This is a genomic window from Sporosarcina sp. NCCP-2222 (assembly GCF_023168145.1).
Classification (GTDB): domain Bacteria; phylum Bacillota; class Bacilli; order Bacillales_A; family Planococcaceae; genus Sporosarcina.
Genome location: NZ_BQYK01000003.1, coordinates 87,373 through 107,945, shown reverse-complemented (window position 1 = coordinate 107,945; position 20,573 = coordinate 87,373). Strand labels below are relative to the sequence as shown.

At 43.4% G+C, this 20,573-nt stretch carries 20 protein-coding genes and 1 riboswitch; of the genes, 18 read left to right on the top strand and 2 right to left on the bottom strand.

The features are described 5' to 3' along the window. Nucleotide 1 precedes the first annotated feature (1 nt). The 4 genes from NCCP2222_RS07330 to NCCP2222_RS07315 all read left to right on the top strand — a co-directional run bounded on the left by NCCP2222_RS07330 (nt 2) and on the right by NCCP2222_RS07315 (nt 4,391). Nucleotides 2-799, top strand: a complete 798-nt coding sequence (locus NCCP2222_RS07330; RefSeq protein WP_238083860.1) for a SigF/SigG family RNA polymerase sporulation sigma factor — start codon at nt 2-4, stop codon at nt 797-799. Between the two features lie 3 nt (nt 800-802). After that, entirely contained in the window at nt 803-2,251 is a 1,449-nt protein-coding gene (locus NCCP2222_RS07325; RefSeq protein WP_248511120.1) for a spore germination protein, read from the top strand. A gap of 79 nt (nt 2,252-2,330) precedes the next feature. Further along, on the top strand, nt 2,331-3,659 hold the full coding sequence (gene lysA / locus NCCP2222_RS07320) for a diaminopimelate decarboxylase (protein ID WP_248511118.1): 1,329 nt from the start codon (nt 2,331-2,333) through the stop codon (nt 3,657-3,659). Nucleotides 3,660-4,028: 369 nt separating this feature from the next. After that, nucleotides 4,029-4,391, top strand: a complete 363-nt coding sequence (locus NCCP2222_RS07315) for a GNAT family N-acetyltransferase (RefSeq protein ID WP_309295947.1) — start codon at nt 4,029-4,031, stop codon at nt 4,389-4,391. On the opposite strand, the gene NCCP2222_RS07310 is transcribed toward NCCP2222_RS07315, so the two are convergent. Continuing rightward, complete coding sequence (locus NCCP2222_RS07310; RefSeq protein WP_248511116.1) at nt 4,388-4,891, bottom strand: DUF309 domain-containing protein; 504 nt, start codon at nt 4,889-4,891, stop codon at nt 4,388-4,390. The two genes, NCCP2222_RS07315 and NCCP2222_RS07310, sit on opposite strands and share 4 nt — an antisense overlap. Nucleotides 4,892-4,947: 56 nt before the next feature. Here NCCP2222_RS07310 and NCCP2222_RS07305 point away from each other — a divergent pair, with 56 nt between their 5' ends. From NCCP2222_RS07305 to NCCP2222_RS07250, 12 genes are all read left to right on the top strand, one after another. Beyond that, complete coding sequence (locus NCCP2222_RS07305) at nt 4,948-5,697, top strand: segregation/condensation protein A (protein ID WP_248511114.1); 750 nt, start codon at nt 4,948-4,950, stop codon at nt 5,695-5,697. A gap of 1 nt (nt 5,698) precedes the next feature. Beyond that, the gene (gene scpB / locus NCCP2222_RS07300; RefSeq protein WP_248511111.1) at nt 5,699-6,310 is read left to right on the top strand and encodes an SMC-Scp complex subunit ScpB; all 612 of its coding nucleotides are present in this window, start codon (nt 5,699-5,701) and stop codon (nt 6,308-6,310) included. Continuing rightward, nucleotides 6,307-7,305: a D-alanyl-D-alanine carboxypeptidase family protein gene (locus NCCP2222_RS07295; RefSeq protein WP_248511109.1), complete on the top strand. Its 999-nt coding sequence runs from the start codon at nt 6,307-6,309 to the stop codon at nt 7,303-7,305. Before scpB ends, NCCP2222_RS07295 begins: the two co-directional genes overlap by 4 nt. 150 nt (nt 7,306-7,455) lie before the next feature. Next, a complete protein-coding gene (locus NCCP2222_RS07290; protein WP_248511107.1) occupies nt 7,456-8,190 on the top strand; it encodes a pseudouridine synthase in 735 nt (244 codons plus the stop codon). A 103-nt stretch (nt 8,191-8,293) separates the two neighbouring features. Next, the gene (resA, locus tag NCCP2222_RS07285; RefSeq protein ID WP_248511105.1) at nt 8,294-8,824 is read left to right on the top strand and encodes a thiol-disulfide oxidoreductase ResA; all 531 of its coding nucleotides are present in this window, start codon (nt 8,294-8,296) and stop codon (nt 8,822-8,824) included. A 17-nt stretch (nt 8,825-8,841) separates the two neighbouring features. Further along, nucleotides 8,842-10,503 carry a cytochrome c biogenesis protein ResB gene (gene resB / locus NCCP2222_RS07280; RefSeq protein WP_248511102.1) on the top strand — a complete coding sequence of 554 codons (1,662 nt, stop codon included), beginning with the start codon at nt 8,842-8,844 and terminating at the stop codon, nt 10,501-10,503. After that, nucleotides 10,503-11,690, top strand: coding sequence for a c-type cytochrome biogenesis protein CcsB (gene ccsB, locus NCCP2222_RS07275; RefSeq protein ID WP_248511094.1), 1,188 nt, complete (start codon nt 10,503-10,505; stop codon nt 11,688-11,690). Before resB ends, ccsB begins: the two co-directional genes overlap by 1 nt. Before the next feature lie 608 nt (nt 11,691-12,298). Then, nucleotides 12,299-13,018 (top strand): response regulator transcription factor, encoded by a 720-nt coding sequence (locus tag NCCP2222_RS07270; RefSeq protein ID WP_248511093.1) that lies wholly within the window; start codon nt 12,299-12,301, stop codon nt 13,016-13,018. Then, nucleotides 13,011-14,789 (top strand): ATP-binding protein, encoded by a 1,779-nt coding sequence (locus NCCP2222_RS07265; RefSeq protein WP_282570677.1) that lies wholly within the window; start codon nt 13,011-13,013, stop codon nt 14,787-14,789. The genes NCCP2222_RS07270 and NCCP2222_RS07265 overlap by 8 nt, the downstream gene beginning before the upstream one ends. Nucleotides 14,790-14,863: 74 nt before the next feature. After that, on the top strand, nt 14,864-15,391 hold the full coding sequence (locus NCCP2222_RS07260; protein WP_248511091.1) for an RNA polymerase sigma factor SigX: 528 nt from the start codon (nt 14,864-14,866) through the stop codon (nt 15,389-15,391). Then, complete coding sequence (locus NCCP2222_RS07255; protein WP_248511089.1) at nt 15,392-16,597, top strand: hypothetical protein; 1,206 nt, start codon at nt 15,392-15,394, stop codon at nt 16,595-16,597. A gap of 79 nt (nt 16,598-16,676) precedes the next feature. Next, nucleotides 16,677-16,807, top strand: a riboswitch (FMN riboswitch). A 197-nt stretch (nt 16,808-17,004) separates the two neighbouring features. Then, the gene (locus NCCP2222_RS07250; protein WP_248511087.1) at nt 17,005-17,586 is read left to right on the top strand and encodes an ECF transporter S component; all 582 of its coding nucleotides are present in this window, start codon (nt 17,005-17,007) and stop codon (nt 17,584-17,586) included. 94 nt (nt 17,587-17,680) lie between these two features. Here the strand turns inward: NCCP2222_RS07250 and NCCP2222_RS07245 are convergent, their stop codons facing one another. After that, nucleotides 17,681-17,941, bottom strand: coding sequence for a ferredoxin (locus tag NCCP2222_RS07245; protein WP_238083827.1), 261 nt, complete (start codon nt 17,939-17,941; stop codon nt 17,681-17,683). Nucleotides 17,942-18,049: 108 nt separating this feature from the next. Here NCCP2222_RS07245 and NCCP2222_RS07240 point away from each other — a divergent pair, with 108 nt between their 5' ends. Further along, on the top strand, nt 18,050-19,087 hold the full coding sequence (locus tag NCCP2222_RS07240) for a YpbB family protein (protein WP_248511085.1): 1,038 nt from the start codon (nt 18,050-18,052) through the stop codon (nt 19,085-19,087). Beyond that, on the top strand, nt 19,084-20,523 hold the full coding sequence (locus NCCP2222_RS07235; protein ID WP_248511083.1) for a RecQ family ATP-dependent DNA helicase: 1,440 nt from the start codon (nt 19,084-19,086) through the stop codon (nt 20,521-20,523). Before NCCP2222_RS07240 ends, NCCP2222_RS07235 begins: the two co-directional genes overlap by 4 nt. The last annotated feature ends 50 nt before the right edge of the window (nt 20,524-20,573 follow it).

The window sequence follows — 20,573 nt, the reverse complement described above, 5'->3', positions numbered from 1 at the left end:
TATGGACGTTTCCCTTGAAAAACAAGACACGCTGCTGACTCAGGAAAAAATGAGGTTGCTCATCCAAGAATCACAGAATGGCAATAAAGATGCGCGCCGGCTAATGGTGGAAGGTAATACGAGGCTTGTCTGGTCGATTGTCCAGCGTTTTGCCTCCAGAGGGGCAGATTTGGAGGACTTGTTCCAAATTGGCTGTATCGGACTCATGAAATCAATTGATAAATTTGATCTCTCGTATGATGTCAAGTTTTCTACGTATGCTGTGCCGATGATTGTTGGGGAGATCCAGCGTTTTCTTCGTGATGATGGAATGGTGAAGGTGAGCCGATCCATCAGGGAACTCAGTTTTAAAATACGGCATGCGACGGATAACTTCATTAAGAACCATGGAAAATCACCATCCATTTCCGATATAGCGGAAGTGCTTGATGTTACAGTTGATGAAGTCATACTGGCTTCAGATGCACTTCGTGATCCGGCATCATTGCATGAACAATTATATGAAAATGAAGGGGACAGTCTCACGTTGATGGATCAATTGCGGGATGACCGGTCTGAGCGGGTCTTTGATCATATTCCACTTCGAGATGTCGTGTCCAAATTGAGCAAGCGGGATCAGACGATCATTTATATGCGTTATTACTTGGATTATACCCAAAGTGATATTGCTGAACGGATCGGGATTTCACAAGTGCAAGTATCCCGACTGGAGAAGAAAATCCTGGCCCAGTTGAAAAATTGGATGGGCCCCGTACTTTCTCAGTCGGAGGAGCAGGAATTAAAAGTGAGGGCAGACTAACGAATGTCAAAATTATTCGAATCGACAAAAGAAGGCGAGCAGTGGTTCCAGGAATTGTTTGGCGTAGAAGAGACATATGACGCGACAGCAAAAACGGTTCATCTTTGGGGAATGAAAACGTTAATATTTTATATTAATGGCCTTGTTGACGGTTCGATTATTACCACTCTTTTAACCGAGATGCAGCAAAATTATGAGACGGGAGAAGCCCATAGGGACGATCCAAAAGGATTTTTAACTTATTTTCCGTATCATGCATTGACAGATGCCAAAGACCGGGATGAATTTCTGACTGCTGTTTTAAGTGGGCAAGTGGGCTTTGTCATGCCGGATGGATTCGCATTCATTGGAGATATCCGCAGCTATCCCGGACGGCAGCCAGAAGAGCCGGATACCGAAAAAGTAATTCGTGGATCGAGAGATGGATTTACAGAAAACATCGTATTAAATACAGCTTTGATCCGAAGAAGGCTTCGAACGGAAGATCTCCGTTTCGAAATGCATCACACTTCTGCTAATGGCAAAACGGATATCGCCATCGCTTTCATTAAAGGGGCGGTGAGTGAAGAGCATTTAAATTATGTACGGGAACGGCTTGACAAAGTGAAGCATGATGGGTTGACCATGACGGATAAGGAATTGGAGGAGTTTTTGTTTAAGCAAAGATTTCACCCAATGCCATTCGTCAGGTATACAGAACGTCCGGATATTTGTTCCGCCCATTTGCTGGAAGGTCATATTGCCATTATTGTGGATACATCTCCCTCGGTCATTTTGGTACCGATCACATTGTTCCATCATCTACAGCATGCGGAGGAGTACCGGCAGGCGCCGTTCATTGGAACATTCGTCAGATGGCTGCGGCTTATCGGGACGGCAGCCAGTCTGTTCCTATTGCCTTTTTGGTACTTACTGGCCAGCAGACAGCATTACTTGCCTGCCGCCTTAAATTATATTGGCCCGAATGATGCAGGGGAAATCCCCCTGTTCGTACAAATTCTAATTGCTGATGTAGGAATCGAAATATTGCGGATGGCAGCCATTCATACTCCTTCTCCTATGACAACAGCCATGGGATTGGTTGCAGCAATCGTTATAGGACAGGTGGCAATCGATGTCGGTCTATTTACGGCAGAAGTCGTTCTCTATGTGGCTGTCTGTGCCATACTGACATTTGCGATTCCTTCTTATGAATTGAGTATTACGACAAAAATATTCCGGCTGTTCCTCTTAATATGCACTGCCATTTTTGGCGCTCCAGGATTCTTCCTTGGTGTCGCGGTTGTCTTTTATTATTTATGTTCATTGCATCCAATGCGTATGCCATACATGTGGCCGCTAGTCCCATTCTTCCCGAATGCGATGAAACGGGTGTTGATTCGATATCCGATGACGAACGATGCTCCAAGGCCGTTCATTACGGATTCTCCGAATCGAAATAGGCTATCGTAGATTGCTTCTTCCCTCTCTGTTATGGTAAAGTTTCTCTATGGTTTAGTAAGGAGAAACGAAAAGACGGGAGGAATGTGATATGCATCTTTATGGTACACAATCTGTTAATGAAAAAGGACATTTGACAATTGGCGGGGTCGATACAGTCGACGCAGCTCATACGTATGGTACCCCGCTCGTCATCTATGATATTGAATTGTTTAAAGAACGGGCAGCCGCATTCATTGATTCATTCAAGAAAATGGGTATTCCTGCTCAAGTTGCTTATGCAAGTAAAGCATTTTCGTCTATCGCGATATATGAAATTGCTGCTGAGCTCGGCCTCTCACTCGACGTGGTATCGGGTGGAGAACTGTATACTGCAGTGGCGGCCGATTTTCCGCGGCAACGGATTCATTTTCATGGGAACAACAAAAGCTACACAGAACTGCAATTTGCATTTGACGAAAAGATCGGCTGCATTGTCGTCGATAATTTTTCAGAAATTGAATTGCTAAAGGAAATATCGGAGTCCAGACAACAAAACATGAATGTTCTGTTGCGTGTAACACCTGGCATCCATGCTTCCACCCATGACTATATTACGACTGGGCAAGAAGACTCTAAATTTGGTTTTGATTTAAATAATGGACAGGCAGAGGATGCATTTCTGCAGTTATATAAGCATCCTTATCTTACGATGTTAGGCATGCACTGCCACATTGGTTCTCAAATTTTTGAAACCGATGCATTTCGTCTAGCGGCGGAAGCATTGATGAATAAGATGGTCGAGTGGCGGGAGCGTTTTAAGTTCATTTGTCCCGTATTAAACCTCGGCGGCGGTTTCGGCATCCGGTATACGGAGGAAGATGCACCATTACATCCTTCTCAATATGTTGAAGAGATGGAATCCGTCATTCTTTCTATGACAAGGAAGCATCAATACCCGCTTCCTGAAGTCTGGATTGAACCGGGACGCTCTTTAGTTGGGGATGCAGGCACAACACTCTATACGGCGGGAAGCCGAAAAGAAGTACCGAATGTCCGCACTTATGTGGCAGTGGATGGCGGCATGTCCGACAATATCCGGCCTGCGTTGTACGGAGCGAAGTATTCAGCTGCAACGGCAAATAAAATGCTGGAACCGCACACCGATAAGGTGACGATTGCCGGAAAATGTTGTGAATCAGGAGATAAGCTGATTGAGGATGCATTTCTTGCTGAGCTGGAGGAAGGCGATCTTGTAGCGGTTTTTTGTACAGGCGCCTACACATATTCGATGGCAAGCAATTATAATCGTCTTCAACGGCCGGCAATTATCTTCTGTGAGAATGGGGAGCATCAACTCGTCGTGCGCCGGGAGACTTATGAAGATATCATTCGTTTGGATATTCCGCTTCAGAAGGTCGGGCGTGAGGAGAGAATATGAGACGCCGTAATGTCATGCTATTTTTTTTCATCATTTTGGCAGCGGCCATTTGGGGTGTCGTTTACTGGTACTTTATTGCCCCTTTTGCCGGTCCGAATAAATGAACGTTCTCGCTCATTGAAAAACCTTTGCCATTCTTGTACGATAAAATGAACTTAATAAATTCCATAATCTGTTTGTAGGCATCCTGTAAAACATCTAAGAAAGGGGTTGCATGAAACGAAGCGGAATTTGCAGCACTCTTTCTGCCATATGGCGTGTGGGTGGGTATAATTCGCTTTCGGTCATTGCTGTTGTCCCCCCGATTGCTGACCGGGGTTTATTTTTATCTGTAGAAAGACAAAGGATTTTTGAAAAGAAGGGATTCAATTGATACTTTTACGGTATAAAAAAGCACATGAGAAAATCGCCATGGGATTACTGTCCTATATGCCAGGTGAGAAATCCGTGAAAAAATTGCAGGAAACAGTACAGCAATATGAATCGGATGAACAATCCCAGTTATTTTTATTGAAAGATCATGACGATTATATAGGTGTGATAGGGATTGAATTGGAAGATGACGCCTACACGGTCAAACATCTTTCTGTCAATCCATCCTACCGGGGAGAAGGAATAGGCACTGCGATGGTGTCTAAGCTGCATGAACTTTTTCCGGATTTGGAATGCAAAAGCACAGAGCAGACAGAACGATTTATGAAAAAGTGTATGGAAAAGGAAGGAGCAGATTAATTTCTGCCCCTTTTCTTTTTTTGTCTGCTTATAAGAATATCAGTCCTGTCTCTCAGCATATGTTTATGAATGATAGCATTGCTGTTTGCTGGCAACAGATCCATTTGAGTTACTTCCAGCGTAGTGCTTTTGAGAAGCATGCCGGAGTGCAAATGGAGTGGGAATGCGCTGAATGGCTTTTCCTCGCGTACCGACTCGAGAGAATGCTTCAGATCGTTCAAAAGCTGTTCAAAATCAATTTCTTGGCGGAATAGAGGAGGGAATGCAAGCATTCGTCTTTCTGCTTTGACGAGTGTGCGGATAGCTCCCTTGAAATTGCCCCGACGCCAATGATATAAACCGGTTGCCAGCAGGATGAAAGCGGTGAGAGGATGCTCTTTATCAGCTCCAGGAATGGATTTCCAATATTCCTCAAGCACTTCATGGCATTCAAAGTAATCTTGATTCCGGTTGAAATAAACAATAAAATGTATAAACAGTGGATGATGGTATGGGTGCATTGTTCTTCTCCCTTCCGGTACATCTATCAATTTCGTAATTAGGGTGGGATGGGCATATGGCCTACAAAGTAAAGCTGGAGGTTTTTGAAGGGCCTCTTGATCTATTATTGCATTTAATCAATCGACTTGAAATAGATATCTATGATATCCCGATGGCGGAATTGACGAATCAATACATTGAACACATACATACGATGCGAGTCCTTCAACTGGATGAATTAAGTGAATACCTAGTATTGGCAGCAACATTGATTGAAATTAAGAGTAAAATGCTATTGCCGGTCCACGAGGAAGATGGATTGGACGAACATCAGGATTTCGAATATGAAGAAGATCCGCGGGAAGAATTGGTTGCCCGGCTGATGGAGTATAAGAAATATAAGGAAGCGGCAAATCAATTGAAGGAGTCTGCTGACGAACGGGCCATCCATTTTACAAAAATGCCCGAAGATTTATCTCATTATGGGGAAGTGGCTGCCCCTCCACCAGATGAACAGCTCAATGTGTTTGATTTGATTGGCGCGTTTCAGAAAATGCTTCAACGGAAACGGCTGCGAGTGCCGCTTACTGCCAGTATCACCAAGGCGGAGTTATCGGTAGATGAGAAAATGGATGACATTGTCGCCATACTGAAGAAAAAAGGCGGGACTTGCTATTTTGATGAACTATTTGTTGAAGGGGATCTGACGGATCTAGTCGTTTCTTTTCTATCCTTGCTCGAGCTGATGAAGCGAATGGACGTGCTAGTTTGGCAGAATGAAAACTTTCAGCAATTAACAATTTCTTTTGGACAGGAGGGCAGCTGAAATGAATGAAGACGAAGTAATGCATGGAAGAATTGAAAGTTTACTATTTGTCGCCGGTGATGATGGGCTAGCACCCGAACAAATAGCAGCAATTATTGATTCGACGAAAGCGAACGCAGAAACGCTGCTCGATCAATTGCAGGAACGATATGAAAATCGCCAAGATGCTGGTATCACTCTGCGGAAGTATGGAGGGAGGTACAGATTAGTCACAAAAGGTGAATTTGCAGGCGACATCACGAAGATGCTTGAAAACCCTTCTCCAAAATCCATGACACAAGCATCAATGGAAGTGCTGGCCATCATTGCATATAAGCAGCCGGTCACTCGTGTGGAAATAGATGATTTGCGCGGGGTCAAGTCAGAAGGCCCGTTACAGACACTGGTGGCCAAAGGATTCATTATGGAAAAAGGGAGACTGGAAGGGAGTGGCCGACCAATTCTCTATGGTACGACTGAGCTGTTTTTGGACCGTTTCGGACTGGAGTCGATCGACGGCCTGCCGCCACTGACCGAAGTAGAGGAAGGGGAGCAGGAAGATACCGATTTATTCATGACGAAGTTCCAAGAAGCATTTAATATGCAAGAAGATGAAGGGGGAATCATTGATTGAGGCGAGCATTTGCTGTCGTGCTTTTTCTAGTTGTTCTTTTTGCTGCAACACCGAAGGAAGCGGCCTCAGGGCAGGCGTGGGCGGTAATTGACGCAGAGACGGGAAGACTATTGCAAGGCCACAACGAGAATGCGAGATTGCCGATTGCGAGTTTGACAAAAATTTGGACGGCGTTCACGTTTGTAGAAAGCGGGGCTTCGGGCGATATTACCATTTCCCCGGAAGCAGCTTCTGCCGAGGGATCGTCCATCTATACAGTGCAAGGGGCGAAGATGCCAAGTGAAGCATTGCTGCACGGCCTTATGTTAAGGTCTGGCAATGATGCGGCCTATGCCCTTGCAGAACATGCGGGGGGCTCGTTGGAGGGCTTTGTCGATATGATGAATGAAAAAGCCCTTTATTATGGACTGAAGGATACGAAATTCATGAATCCATCGGGTCTTCACCATGATGAACATCTATCAACAGCTTATGACACAGCAAAAATGCTTTATTTCGCCATGCAAAATGATGAATTCAGAAAAATCGCTTCTTCCAAGTCCTATATTTACAAAGGGAAGGATGGGGATGTTCGGAGTTGGAGCAATAAACATCGTCTCATTCATACTAATCCCGATGTTAAAGCAGGAAAGACCGGCTTTACGAAAGTGGCAGGCCGAACATTGGCCACTTACTTCGAAAGGGATGGAAAGAAAATTATTATCGTAACTTTGAATGATGGGGATGATTGGAAAGATCATACGGATCTTGCCAATCAGACATTCAAAGATTATGATTTAGTGACAGTCGCGAAGAAAGGGAAATATTCCATACTGCCTGGCGTTGAGGGAGAATTGGATGAGCCGATCAAAGTGCTTCTGTCGCCGGATGAAAAAGAACGGATTACCCATTTTGTCAGGATCCCTCGAGGGAAAGAGAAAATCAGCACCGGCTCATGGACAGTTTCGTTTGATAATCAGCCGATTATCACAACTGATATTACTATTCATCAATAATAAATCGCACGACAGCTACGCAAACCAACATACGTAAATACGTCGTAATTATGACAAATTCCGTAAGACTGCCTTCTTTAGGTCAGTCTTCTTTTCATTTTCATGGAAGTGTGACATAATTTTTTGAGGAAAGAAGGAAGGTGACGAAGTTTGGAAAGACTACAAAAAGTATTGGCACAGGCAGGAGTTGCTTCTCGCAGAAAAGCGGAAACACTCATACTGGAAGGTAAAGTGAAAGTGAACGGAGTTGTTATTAGGGAACTCGGAACGAAGGTTTCCAAATCCGATTCTGTTGAAGTGGAAGGCGTGGAGTTAGTTAAAGAACGGAATGTTTATTATTTGCTTTATAAACCTCGCGGTTATATCTCGACGGTAGAGGATGACAAAGGAAGAAAGACTGTACTGGACTTGCTTCCTCATGTTGAGGAACGTATTTTCCCTGTCGGAAGACTGGATTATGATACATCTGGGGTCATTTTGTTGACCAATGATGGGGAGTTCTCGTACTTGATGACGCATCCGAAATTTAAAATCCATAAAACATACGTGGCGAAGGTAAAAGGCATTCCAAACCGGGAACTGCTAAAAAAATTGGAACGCGGCATTGAACTAGAAGACGGAATGACAGCTCCAGCGAAGGTGAAGATGCAATCGGTAGATAAAAAAACAGGTACTGCCATTGTTGAAATTACCATTCATGAAGGAAGAAACAGGCAAGTGCGCCGCATGTTCGATGCAATCGGCTGCCCTGTTTTGAAGTTGAAAAGGGAGTCATTTGGCACCTTGACGACATATGGCATGAATGCGGGAGAAGCACGGGAATTGACGACCCATGAAGTGAAACAGCTGCGGGTGCTTGCGGAAACAGGCAAAATCGGTCACTGAGTTTCCCGAAATGTTCACAAAGCTATCACGACTTCAACTTTTTTAACAGGTTACATTTGTTATAATCGAATTTAGAACTCATTTATCGTTAGGAGGCTGAACAGTGGCCAAGGCGAATAAAAAAACGAAACGCTTGATCATCAGAGCTGTCGTCCTCATATTGCTGGCATTGGCAATTATTTTTTCCATCGTTTCAAAGGATAAAGTGAAAGTGCTGGAAGTAGGGGACAAAGCTCCAGACTTTGAGCTCGTTGACTTGGAAGGCAATAAACACCGCCTGTCTGATTATGAAGGACAAGGAGTGTTCCTGAATTTTTGGGGAACTTGGTGTCCTCCTTGTAAAAAAGAAATGCCGTATATTGAAGATTATTACAAGGAATTTACGGACAAGGGAGTTCACGTGTTATCCGTTAATGTCGGAGAGCCAAAACTGAAGGTGGAATCCTTCCGTAATCAATACGATTTGACATTCCCGGTCTTGATTGACAAGACAAAAGATGTGAAGGAAGCATACAATATCCAGCCGCTTCCAACGACTTTCTTGATTGATAAAAATGGCAAGATCGTCAAAATTCTAAAGAGTGAAATGTCCAAGGAGGAAATCAAGTCGTATATGGAAAGTATTCAACCCTGATAAGGAGTACGTTAGCTATGAGCAAAATCAAATGTCAATGCGGTCATGAAAACCCTTTCGGCACTGTCTTATGTGAGGCTTGTGGCCGGCCATTGACCGAAGAGGCAGAAAAAAGTCAAGTTGTCGATATGAGATATGAAGGATCGGCCAGGAGATCTCAGACGTATAACAAGTCGATCATTGATAAAATCTGGAATTTTTTCTCGAGCGTCAAAGTTGGGGTCAGTATTATTGTTGCGGTATTAGTAACTTCTGCAATCGGTACCATCTTTCCTCAGAAGCTATATGCCCCAGTCACTTCAGTCAACGCGACAGACGCTGAATACCTGGCTTATTATGAAAAAACATATAGTTTCTTTGGGACGCTCTATTACAAGCTTGGATTTTATGATATGTACAACAGCTGGTGGTTCAAAATCCTTATCGGCATGCTGGGAACATCCATTATCATCGCAAGCGTTGACCGTGTCGTTCCGCTTTATAAATCTTTAAAGAAGCAAAGGACGAAACGCCATGTGTCCTTTATGAAACGCCAACGGATCTTTGGTGAAGGAAAAGCAGCCGATCCGGATGAATCGTTGATGAAAGCAGAAGCTGCCCTGAAGGAAATGAAATATAACGTCAAGATGGAAGACGGAGCGATTCTCGCTGAGAAGAACCGTTTTTCACGTTGGGGCCCATATGTAAATCATACCGGACTTATTATTTTCTTGTTTGGCGTATTATTGCGGGGGATTCCAGGTTTCTATGTGGATGAAACAATGTGGATTCGTGAAGGGGAGCTTCGCAATGTTACCGGTGCGCCAGGCTATTTCTTGAAAAGTAAGGATTTTAAACTAGAAACGTATACGAAAGAGGATGCCAATGCTGTCTTCGGGGAAGCCCTGGATCGCAATGGCCCTATCGTGAAGAACTTTCAAACGGACGTCACTCTTTATAAAGAAAAAGAAGGATCCTTGCCTGGTTCTGAGGACTTGGAGTATGTTAAGGATTATTCGATTGTTGTAAATAAACCGCTTAAGTTTGATGGCTATAATGTATTCCAAATGGATTATCGGTTAAGTGAATTGAAATCCATGACGATGCAATTGATTGAAAAATCAACGGATAAGTCGTTTGGAGAGTTCACAATCGAATTGGATGATCCAAAAGGAACGTACGAGTTAGACAATGGTGCAAAAGTAGAATTACTGGAATATTACGCTGATTACGACGGCATTAAAGACGGTGAACCGGTTTCCAAATCACCAATTCCAAATAACCCGGCTTTTATCTTTAAAATGACAACACCCGAAAAGCCGAAAGGTGAAAAAAGCTTTGTAGCCATCCAGCAAACATTGGAGACGGAAGAAAATGCGTATAAAGTAAAATTTGTGAGCGCGGATACTCGCGATATTTCGGGCTTTACAATACGCAAGGACAAGACATTATATATCCTGCTGTTGGGCGGCATCATCTTTATGATTGGCGTCATTATGGGTTCTTATTGGAACCATCGAAGAATTTGGATTCAAAAAGGGGCAGATCAGCAACTTTTGGTCGCAGCCCATACGAATAAAAACTGGTTTTCTCTGAAAAAGGAATTAAACGCAGTAAAAGATGCATCGGAGTTGCCTGCTTATATGGATCGACAAGACAAAGAGTCGAAAGATGAGCGACAGGAAGGAGCTGAATCATAATGGGATTAGCTAATATTAGTGCGACTTTGCTTGAAATTTCCTTTATTGCATATTTAGTTGCGACCGCTTTCTTTGGGGGAGCGGTCAAGGGAGCTAAATCGGAGGCTACCTATAGAAATAACAAATGGGGGACCATCGGAATCTCCATAACGATCATTGGATTCCTGACGCATGTCGGCTATTTCATTACAAGATGGATTGCGGGGGGGCATGCCCCGGTCAGTAATATGTTCGAGTTTACAACGGCGTTCGGGATGATGTTAGTCGGTGCTTTCATCCTTATCTTTTTCTTATACCGGACACCATCGCTTGGATTGTTTGCTTTGCCGATCGCGATTTTAATCATTGCTTATGCAAGCATGTTCCCAAAAGAAGTAACGCCTTTAATTCCTGCATTGCAAAGTCATTGGCTGACAATTCACGTTATCACGGCAGCGCTTGGTGAATCTATCTTAGCCATTAGTGCCGTTGCAGGTTTGATTTACTTGTTGAAGAACATAGATATGTCTAAGAAGTCCAGACAACGTTTCTGGATTGAGTTTGTCATGTTTGTCATCATGTTGGTTATTGGATTTGTCTTATCTTCCAGTACATTCAAATTGGCCGGATATGAAGCGGAATTTGATTACATCGATAAAAACGACAAACCTGCTTCCATCACGTATAATTATCCGCCGCTTTTCGGAATGAATGAATCGGTAGCCAAATCGCCAGATACAATGAAACCTTGGGTGGAATTGCCGGCTATTTTGAATGGTAAAACCTTAACAACATTCGTTTGGTCTCTGTTCATTGGATCTATCCTGTATGTGCTGCTCCGGTTAATTGTCAGGAAACGGCTTGCCGAGTTCGTCCAGCCGCTTGCGAAGAGAGCTAACTCACAGCTCATGGATGAAATCGGTTATCGTTCTGTTTTAATCGGCTTCCCAGTGTTTACTTTGGGAGCGTTAATCTTTGCGATGATCTGGGCACATGAAGCTTGGTCAAGATTCTGGGGTTGGGACCCGAAAGAAGTATGGGCCCTTATTACTTGGCTGTTTTACGCAGCATTCCTTCATCTGCGGCTATCCCGCGGGTGGGAAGGGAAAAATTCAGCTTGGCTGGCAGTAATCGGTTTCATCATCATTATGTTCAACCTGATTTTCGTAAACTTCATTCTCGCCGGATTGCATTCCTACGCGAAATGAGTAAAAGGACTGTGCAGTGTAAAAGCTGCACAGTCCTTTTTATTATGGAAGAACCAATAGCAAAGTTGAATGGATATCCTACTAACAGTACATCTGGCAATTCAAAAAAATTGCGAGGTATATTTAGTTATTCAAAAGCACTTGTTGCTTGGAGTGGAGGCGCTCGACTCCTGCGGGAATAGCATGAGCATTGAGACCCCGCAGGAAGCGAAGTGGACGAGGAGACTCAAGCCAGGCCAGCGGAAAGCGAGCGCCGAAATGGAAAGCAACAGCCTGTACGTATCCTCAGTATTGAAAAAATAGCTATCTATAAATATAACCGTCTATCAGCAGTCGAAATGAGCAACTCCCGGGATTAATTCCTCTGTAGAAGAAAACCCGGATTTTAACTACAGCCTTTACTGTAAAAAGCAGACATAGCACAAAGTTTACACCCCTGCTTGATAGGCAGTAATCAAAAAAGGGTTTTATACCGAATGTCCGCCGTTAGAAAGGAACACTATCAAATCTTGTTCACACCTTGCAGCACAACGGTTGTCCGAAGCTTTTCTTTTTCCTTCCTGACTTGTACAATGGATATAGCAGCAAGATGAAAGGGGTTTTAGCCAGTGGAAGAAAACGTTAGGTTATTAGTCGTCGATGACGAGGAAAGAATTCGCCGTCTTTTAAATATGTATCTATCGAGAGAAGGCTTTCAAATCGATGAAGCGATGGATGGGGCGGAAGCTCTTGAAAAATTCGAAGAGAATCAATATGACTGCCTATTGCTAGATGTGATGATGCCTGAAAAGGATGGCTTTGAAGTATTGCAGGAAATTCGTGAAAAAAAGGACCAGACTCCAATCATCTTATTGACAGCGAAAGGGGAAGAGTCCGACAGGGTAACTGGATTTGAAACGGGGGCCGATGACTATATTGTCAAACCGTTTAGTCCTAGAGAAGTGGTGCTTCGAGTCAAAGCCATTTTGCGCAGATCGAATTTCCAAAATGCAACTTCTTCTTCGAGCGCTTCCAAGGATCTTGTCGTTTTCCCTCAGCTGACAATCGACCATGATGCACATCGGGTAACAGCAGAAGGAAATGAAGTGAACTTGACGCCGAAAGAGTATGAGCTTCTTTATTTTCTAGCGAAGGCGCCTGATAAAGTCTTTGATCGGGAGCAGTTACTGAAAGAAGTATGGCATTATGAATTTTTTGGTGATCTTCGTACGGTCGATACGCATGTGAAACGCCTGCGCGAAAAACTGAGCAGGGTATCTGAGCGTGCCGCAAAAATGATTGTGACCGTTTGGGGCGTCGGCTATAAATTCGAGGTACCAAATGATTAGGATATGGAATTCAATCGTCGGGAAGCTATGGGCAACCATATTGCTTCTCGTTTCATTTGTATTATTCATTGTAACCGTTCTGCTTCTTGAATTCCTTGATAACTTCCATACAAAGCAGGCGGAGGATTCGCTAAGAAGGGAAGCCGCCACTATCGGGAAAATCATTGTAGATCATGATGATGAAACTGCGATGCGGCTGATCATACAGGATGTGCTCGGAGATGAAACGAATGCGTTGATCGTTGATTCCAACAAGGACGTTCTCTATTCATTCCATAACGGCTTGAATGAGGAGCGCATTGAAAGAAAGATTCTAGATGAGCCGAATTTATTTCATTCGGGACAAAAGGATGGGAAGTCCGTTAAAGAAATGATTCTGCCCTCCTTACGGGAGCAAGATGTGATGGAGAAATTTCTTGTATTGACATATCCCTATTATGAAACGGGAAATGTTAAACAATCAATCGTTCTTTATCAAAGCTTGGATGCCGTTCACCGAACGACAAAGAGCACAACCCATATTGTCTTCTTATCAGCTTTTATCGCTTTTATTTTAACGACATTCTTCGCTTTTTTCTTATCTACCCGGATTACTTCCCCGTTAAGAGGTATGAAACAGGCTGCGTTTGAATTATCCAAAGGGAACTTTGACACTCGGCTGCCGGTTCTGCAAAACGATGAGATTGGACAATTGGCAACCGCTTTCAACCAGATGGGGAAACAATTAAAATTCCAAGTAGAATTGATTAAACAGGAGAAAGGCCAACTTTCCAGTATTTTGACATCCATGACGGACGCTGTTATTTCGTTCAATAGCGATTATTCGATTCTGCTCCATAACCCGCAAGCAGAACGTATTTTGCAGAAATGGTATCAGGCCGCCGATGATTCCACCAAGATCTTACCGCCTGAAATAGTTCATATGCTGGAACATGTCATCACGTTTGCTGAGGAAGTAGAAGAAGAATTGGAGTTGAAAGGCCAGTTCTACGGTGTTTCGATTAGCCCGCTCTATAGTGAAAATAGTATTCGGGGAGCTGTCGCTGTGTTCCGGGATATGACCGACCAGCATAAGCTTGATAAACTCCGTTCCGATTTTATCGCCAATGTTTCGCACGAACTGAGAACACCAATTTCGATGCTGCAAGGCTATAGTGAAGCGATTCTGGATGGAGTCACTTCCAGTGATGAGGAACGGAATGAAATTATGCAGATCATCCACGACGAGTCCAAGCGGATGAGCAGACTGGTAACGGATCTGCTCGATTTGGCAAGGATGGAATCAGGGCATATGCGGCTCTACAAATCTCCTGTCGATGTTGTCCATTTCTTGGAACGGATCGTGAACAAGTTCATGCAGGTGGCGAGGGATGCGAACGTGTCGCTCATACTCCAACCTGTGGAGGAAATGGAAATTGTCGCAGACGAGGATCGGTTGGAACAAGTTTTCACCAATTTAATTGATAATGCCATTCGCCACACGCCGGATGGAGGAGAAGTGACGATCCGTGTCGAAAAAGGGAAGGATGTTATCGAAATTGCGGTTTCCGATACAGGAAGCGGCATTCCAAAGGAAGACCTGCCTTATATATTCGAACGATTCTATAAGGCGGATAAAGCCCGTACTAGAGGGAAGGGTGGTACCGGCCTTGGCCTAGCGATTGCGAAGAATATTATCGACTCGCACGGTGGGGAAATTAGTGCTGAACTCGGACCGACCCACGGGACGATCTTCCGATGTGTAATACCGATTGATCCGGAAGAAGTGTAATGTTTTATTCAAAGATGAAACGGTTGAAACTTTTCATCTTGAATTACGACTAATGTATTGAACGGGGGGATTTTGTGGATGACTCCGTTTTCCACAGGCTATATGATCAATACCATCAAGACGTCTTTAATTTTTTAATCTACTTAACCGGTGACCGATCCCAATCAGAGGACTTAATGCATGAGGTATATATTCGTGTATTGAAAGCGTACGCAGGCTTTGAAGGGAAGAGTACAGAAAAAACCTGGCTCTTTTCCATTGCCAAAAACGTCGCGATCGACCATTTTCGCAAGAAAACTGTCCGACAGAAACATGTTTTTGATACGTTTGATTGGGAAAAGAGCGAATTGATGTCTTCAGCCCGGTCCCCAGTGGAAATTGCCGAGTTGAATGAGGAAATGAAACAAATGCTTAACGCTTTGGACACGTGTACGGGAGATCAAAAGATGGTTATTGTCATGAGATACTTTCAAGATTTCTCGATCGCAGAAACGGCGGAGGCGCTTGGATGGACAGAAGGAAAAGTAAAAACGACACAGCATAGGGCGATTAAAACTTTGCAGAAGAAGTTACAAGCTCTTTCGGCAGAAGGGGGAAGATGAATGGCGAATAATAATTGGAACGACGACAAACTAGAAAAACTCCTTCACTCCATGCCGAAAATGGAAGACCATCGATCTGCAGAAGATATTTTAGCCCGGCTAAAGAAAGATGAGCGACTGATTGAACCCAGCTCACGGAAACGTAAAGTACGTAAATGGGTGCCTGCATTCATTGCCATTGCTGCCATGCTTGTCGTCAGTCTGTTGATCCCTTCCTTACTCAAGCAGAATGAAGGAGCAATGGACAGTAAAACGGAGGAGGCGGAAGTCGAGCTCTTCAACCAGAAACGTTCGATGGATATGTCAGATGATAAAGGGCAAACTAGTGAAGCGGCTATGGATAGTGAGGGGGAAACTGGTGCGCTATATACTATGGCCTCAGCGATGGATAGCCATATTGTGCTGCCAGATGAAACAGTAAACCAGTATCCGTTCCATATTGGTCTTATCCATTCTGCTAATGTAGTTCCGGTAACCGTTCTACTGCCGAAAGAACAAGTGGAGAACGATATACAGGAAAAAGAACTCGACAGTGTTGCTTTATACAATCAGTACGCAACGAAAGTGCCTGAAAGTGATCTTGGATTTGATGAATATCATCCATACAAGGGAAAAATCTATGAGTCCGGTGATACGGTACAAAATGAAGTGCCTGCTGATCACGGCTATGATCTTTCTGCGGGGACGATAACTTCTTATTTCGATTCAGCGAAGGAGACATTTACTGATAAAAAGTTCTTTCAAGTCGTGGATGAATCAGGCAAGCCGGCTGAACTCGGTCCGGTTGGAAGGGCAGCTCCAGTGCCGCTCGACAGGGAATTGCCGTATTACAAGTACATGATGCCATCAGGCGAAATATATTTGATTCCATATGAAAATGGTGACACGAGTACAGTATCCGATGCGCTGCTCGCCATGAAAGCTCCACAAAATGATATTGTTGAGAGTGTTATACCTGCTCAATTGGACTATAATGTCTCAGTAGAAAAAGGCGTTGCTGTTATTTCGTTCTCGAAAGAACTTGATTTAGACTCAATCGATCAAGCAGTAGTAAATGAAATGATTGAGGGGTTCATGCTGACTGCAAGCAATTTCAATAATTCCATTCAACTGAAGAATATAGTTCAGACCCAATTTGGCAAGTATGATCTAACAAAACCGCTGCCGATACCGGTCGGTGCCAACCCAATAGTACTGCCCGAGTAACAGCTCAAGTTGATCTTGTAAACTGGAATGTTTACAAGATCATTTTTTTTGTATACAATAGTGATGTAATAAAATATTGATTCATCTTCGGGGCAGGGTGCAATTCCCGACCGGCGGAAATGGAAGGTCACTTCCTAGCCCGCGAGCGTAACAGCTGATTCCGGTGAGATTCCGGAGCCGACAGTATAGTCTGGATGGGAGAAGGTGAAGGTATGGCCGTCTTTTTGTGTTGTCCGCAAAAAGAGAGGTTATTTAAGTATGGGTCCAAATCATGTTGATTTTTGGATACCTTTATTTAAACTTGCCTTCCCCTGAAGCAAACGCTTTAGGGGATTTTTCATGACAACACAACATTCGGTACAGCCTTTCCTCTTTTTGAAGTGAATCGCAAAAGGAGAGAGGAACAAATGAGCAACAAAAAGTTGCGAAAGATGATTCTCATCGCAATGCTTGGGAGCATCTCGACTGTATTGATGCAGTTGAATTTCCCATTGCCAGCATTACCACCATTCTTGAAGGTCGATTTCAGTGAAATTCCAGCTGTATTGGCGATCATGACAATGGGGCCGATAGCGGGTATTTCGGTAGAGTTATTGAAAAATGTATTGTATTGGTTTATGTCCGGAAGTCCCACGGGAGTTCCAGTTGGTGAAATTGCCAACTTTACAACAGGCGTCCTGTTCATTATGCCAATATACTATATCTTTAAAAGAGTACAATCGACAAAAGGTTTGACAGCCGGATTAATTATCGGAACGGTTTCCATGGCTGTCGGCATGAGTGTATTGAATTATGCTGTCTTTTTGCCAATGTATTCGTATTTCTTGAATATGCCACCATACGTGGGAGATGCCATGTTCGATGTCATCGTCAAAGGCATTTTACCATTCAATCTTATAAAAGGCGCTTTGTTAATGGTTGTTTTCTTGCTCTTGTATAAGAGCCTGCATAAATGGATTTTCAAGCAGCAGCATCAATTAATGGCGTAAAAACAAACAAACCGGCGAACTGAATCATATCAGTTTGCCGGTTTGTTTGTTTCAAAAAAAATTCGAAAGCTCCTAGAAGCTCTCGAATGTCTGATCAGTCCTCGTATTTCAAAGGATCTCCTTCAAACGGTGCGTCCGCCACTTTAATGGAATCGGTCGGGCATCCGTCAAATGCATCTTCCATATCCTCCAGCAGTTCTTCTGGAACTTCTGTATTCCCCATGTTATCATCAAGAATAACGTATGCGATACCTTCATCATCGTAGTCATAGATGTCTGGTGCTGCTGCGCCGCATGCACCACATGCAATACATGTATCTTGATCAACAATTGTATATTTTTTGCAAGTAGACATTGATGTTCTCTCCTCTTTTCTCCGCGCTAACTATCATTGCTCCCATACCATTCTAAATCTGTTTCGGGTAGTTTTCAACAATAAAACATCTTAAAAGGGGAAATGGGCATGGAGTTATCTTCACTCATCTTGTTCATGGTGTCAAAAATGAATGGCGAACGCTCGAAAAATGCATGTTTGCATATCTTTCGTGGAAAAAAATCGAGTCAAACATTACAGGACGTCCAATATTTTAATTTAAAGCCGTTCTTTTCCGTACTTTCTAAATTGGATGCGGAAACATATGAAACTCATCTTTATAGGTTGCTTGCAGACGGCTATGTGAAGGAAGCTGACGGAAGGCTATATGTTAGCAAAACAGGCTTGCAAAAGGTGAAAGAACTGGATTCTTGCTATTTTAATGGATGGGACTATCGTGGAAATGAAATCGTCTTCTTTCATCGGCTGGCACTCGCCATTCAAACGATTTCATATTTCAAGGAAGGGATCAAGTCGTTTATGCCCATTCAGACAGATCGGGAAGTGCAACTTTTCGTCAAAGGAATGGCGCGGCATCTACCGCTTGAGAATAAAGAGTTTCCACGAAAGATTGGAGGCGAGTTAAAGAATGCGCTTCAGGCAAGTGGGATGAAAGATAGGCAAAAACTCATTATAGTGAGCAGGCTATCCGGCTTTTCTATCACAGGAAGGACATGGGATCAGTTAGCGGAGGAATTACAGATGTCACCTCTATCTGTCTATTTGGAGTTTATCGAGGGTTTGCATAGACTGCTGGATGTCATCCATGAGGAACGTGACTATCCATTTTTATTACAAGCTGCGGAAGGTGTAAAAAGTTCATTATACTTGACCGACTCGGCTGATCAAACGAGACGGCTCTTTGCGAAAGGGATGAACGTTGAGGAGATTGCAACAGTCCGGAGGCTGAAATTGAGTACGATAGAGGATCATTTTGTGGAAATGGCCATTAATGATAAGACTTTCCCATTAACAGACTTTGTTTTATCCAAACAGGTAAATGAGGTAGTTTTAAAAGTAGAGGAATTGGGGACTAGAAGATTACGAATGTTAAAACAAGAGTTTGGCGAATTGAGTTATTTTCAGCTTCGCCTTATACTAGGCTCCAAGTTGGGAGGCGGAAAATGACAGACCTGCAAAACTTGCTGTATGAGAAATTTGGCTACCGGAATTTTCGGCCAGGGCAGGAGAACGTTATCCGATCGGTATTGCAAGGTAAGGATACAATCGCTATCTTGCCAACCGGAACTGGCAAGTCGCTTTGTTACCAATTACCTTCTTATTTGTTGAATGGCATCACAATCGTTATCTCTCCGCTAGTTTCCTTGATGGAGGATCAATCGTCTTCCATGAGAAGGAATGGTGAGAAGAGAGTCGCGGCCTTGAACTCATTTTTATCATTTCAAGACAAGAACCGGATCCTCTCCCAAATCCATTTGTATAAGTTCATCTTCGTTTCACCTGAGATGTTGTTGCAGAGAAAAGTCGAAGAGCGACTGAAACAGCTGAAGTTGTCCTTGATAGTTGTGGACGAAGCTCATTGCATTTCTCAATGGGGGTTTGATTTCCGTCCAGATTACTTGCGGATTGGAGAGATTCTCGGCAGAAATCGGCCACCAGTTTTGGCACTGACAGCAACAGCAGATCTAAAGGTTATAGATGACATTACGAAGTATTTACATATGGAAATGCCGGTTATGGAGAGGCATTCCCTTGATAGGCCCAATATTACTTATGTCGTAGAGCAGATGGCATCTGATGAGAAAACCGCTTGGATTGAAAGTCGATTGGAACAAACCGCCGGACCCGGCATTATCTATGTTGCTTCGAGAAAAAGAGCGGATGAGTTGGCATCTATTCTATCCAGAAAAGGGTTTTCAGCAGCTGCGTATCACGCAGGCAAGGAGCAGGTGGACCGGTCGCTTATTCAAGAGCAATATATTAGAGGTGAGGTGGAATGGATTTGTGCAACCAATGCATTTGGCATGGGAATCCACAAAGATAATATCCGCCAAATAATACATGAACACCTTCCTAATACGATGGCTTCATACATTCAAGAAGTTGGAAGGGCAGGACGGGATGGGAAGCCTGCATGTGCTGTTCTTCTATATGCACCGGAAGATGAAAACATCACGAGATTCATTATTCAGAATGATATGCCCGACCGGAACAGTGTCCTACATTATACCGAGTGGCTTCAAGCGGGAAAAAGTCTTACTGATGCCGCTGCAATGGCAGGTATGTCAGAAACGGCACAACGGGTCGTCGACTTTTATCTTTCACAGATGCCAGTTGAGGAAGTATGCACTAGTTTGGACGAATTAAGGAAGAATAAAGAGATAGATTTACAAAAGATGCTAGAGATTGTCCACTCCCAAGTATGTATTAGAAAAAAGATATTAAATGCCTTTGGAGAAAGATATGACGACAGCCGAAAGCAGTGTTGCTCCATATGCGGCTTGACTGAAATGGATTGGCTGTGGAAGGTGGCTTCAACAGAACCACAACGTAAAATGACCTATGCGTGGGAAGAAAGAATTGACGTTCTTCTAGGAATATAAGACTCTTGTACATTTACATTTACTACATGATTCGTCATAATATAAAGAAG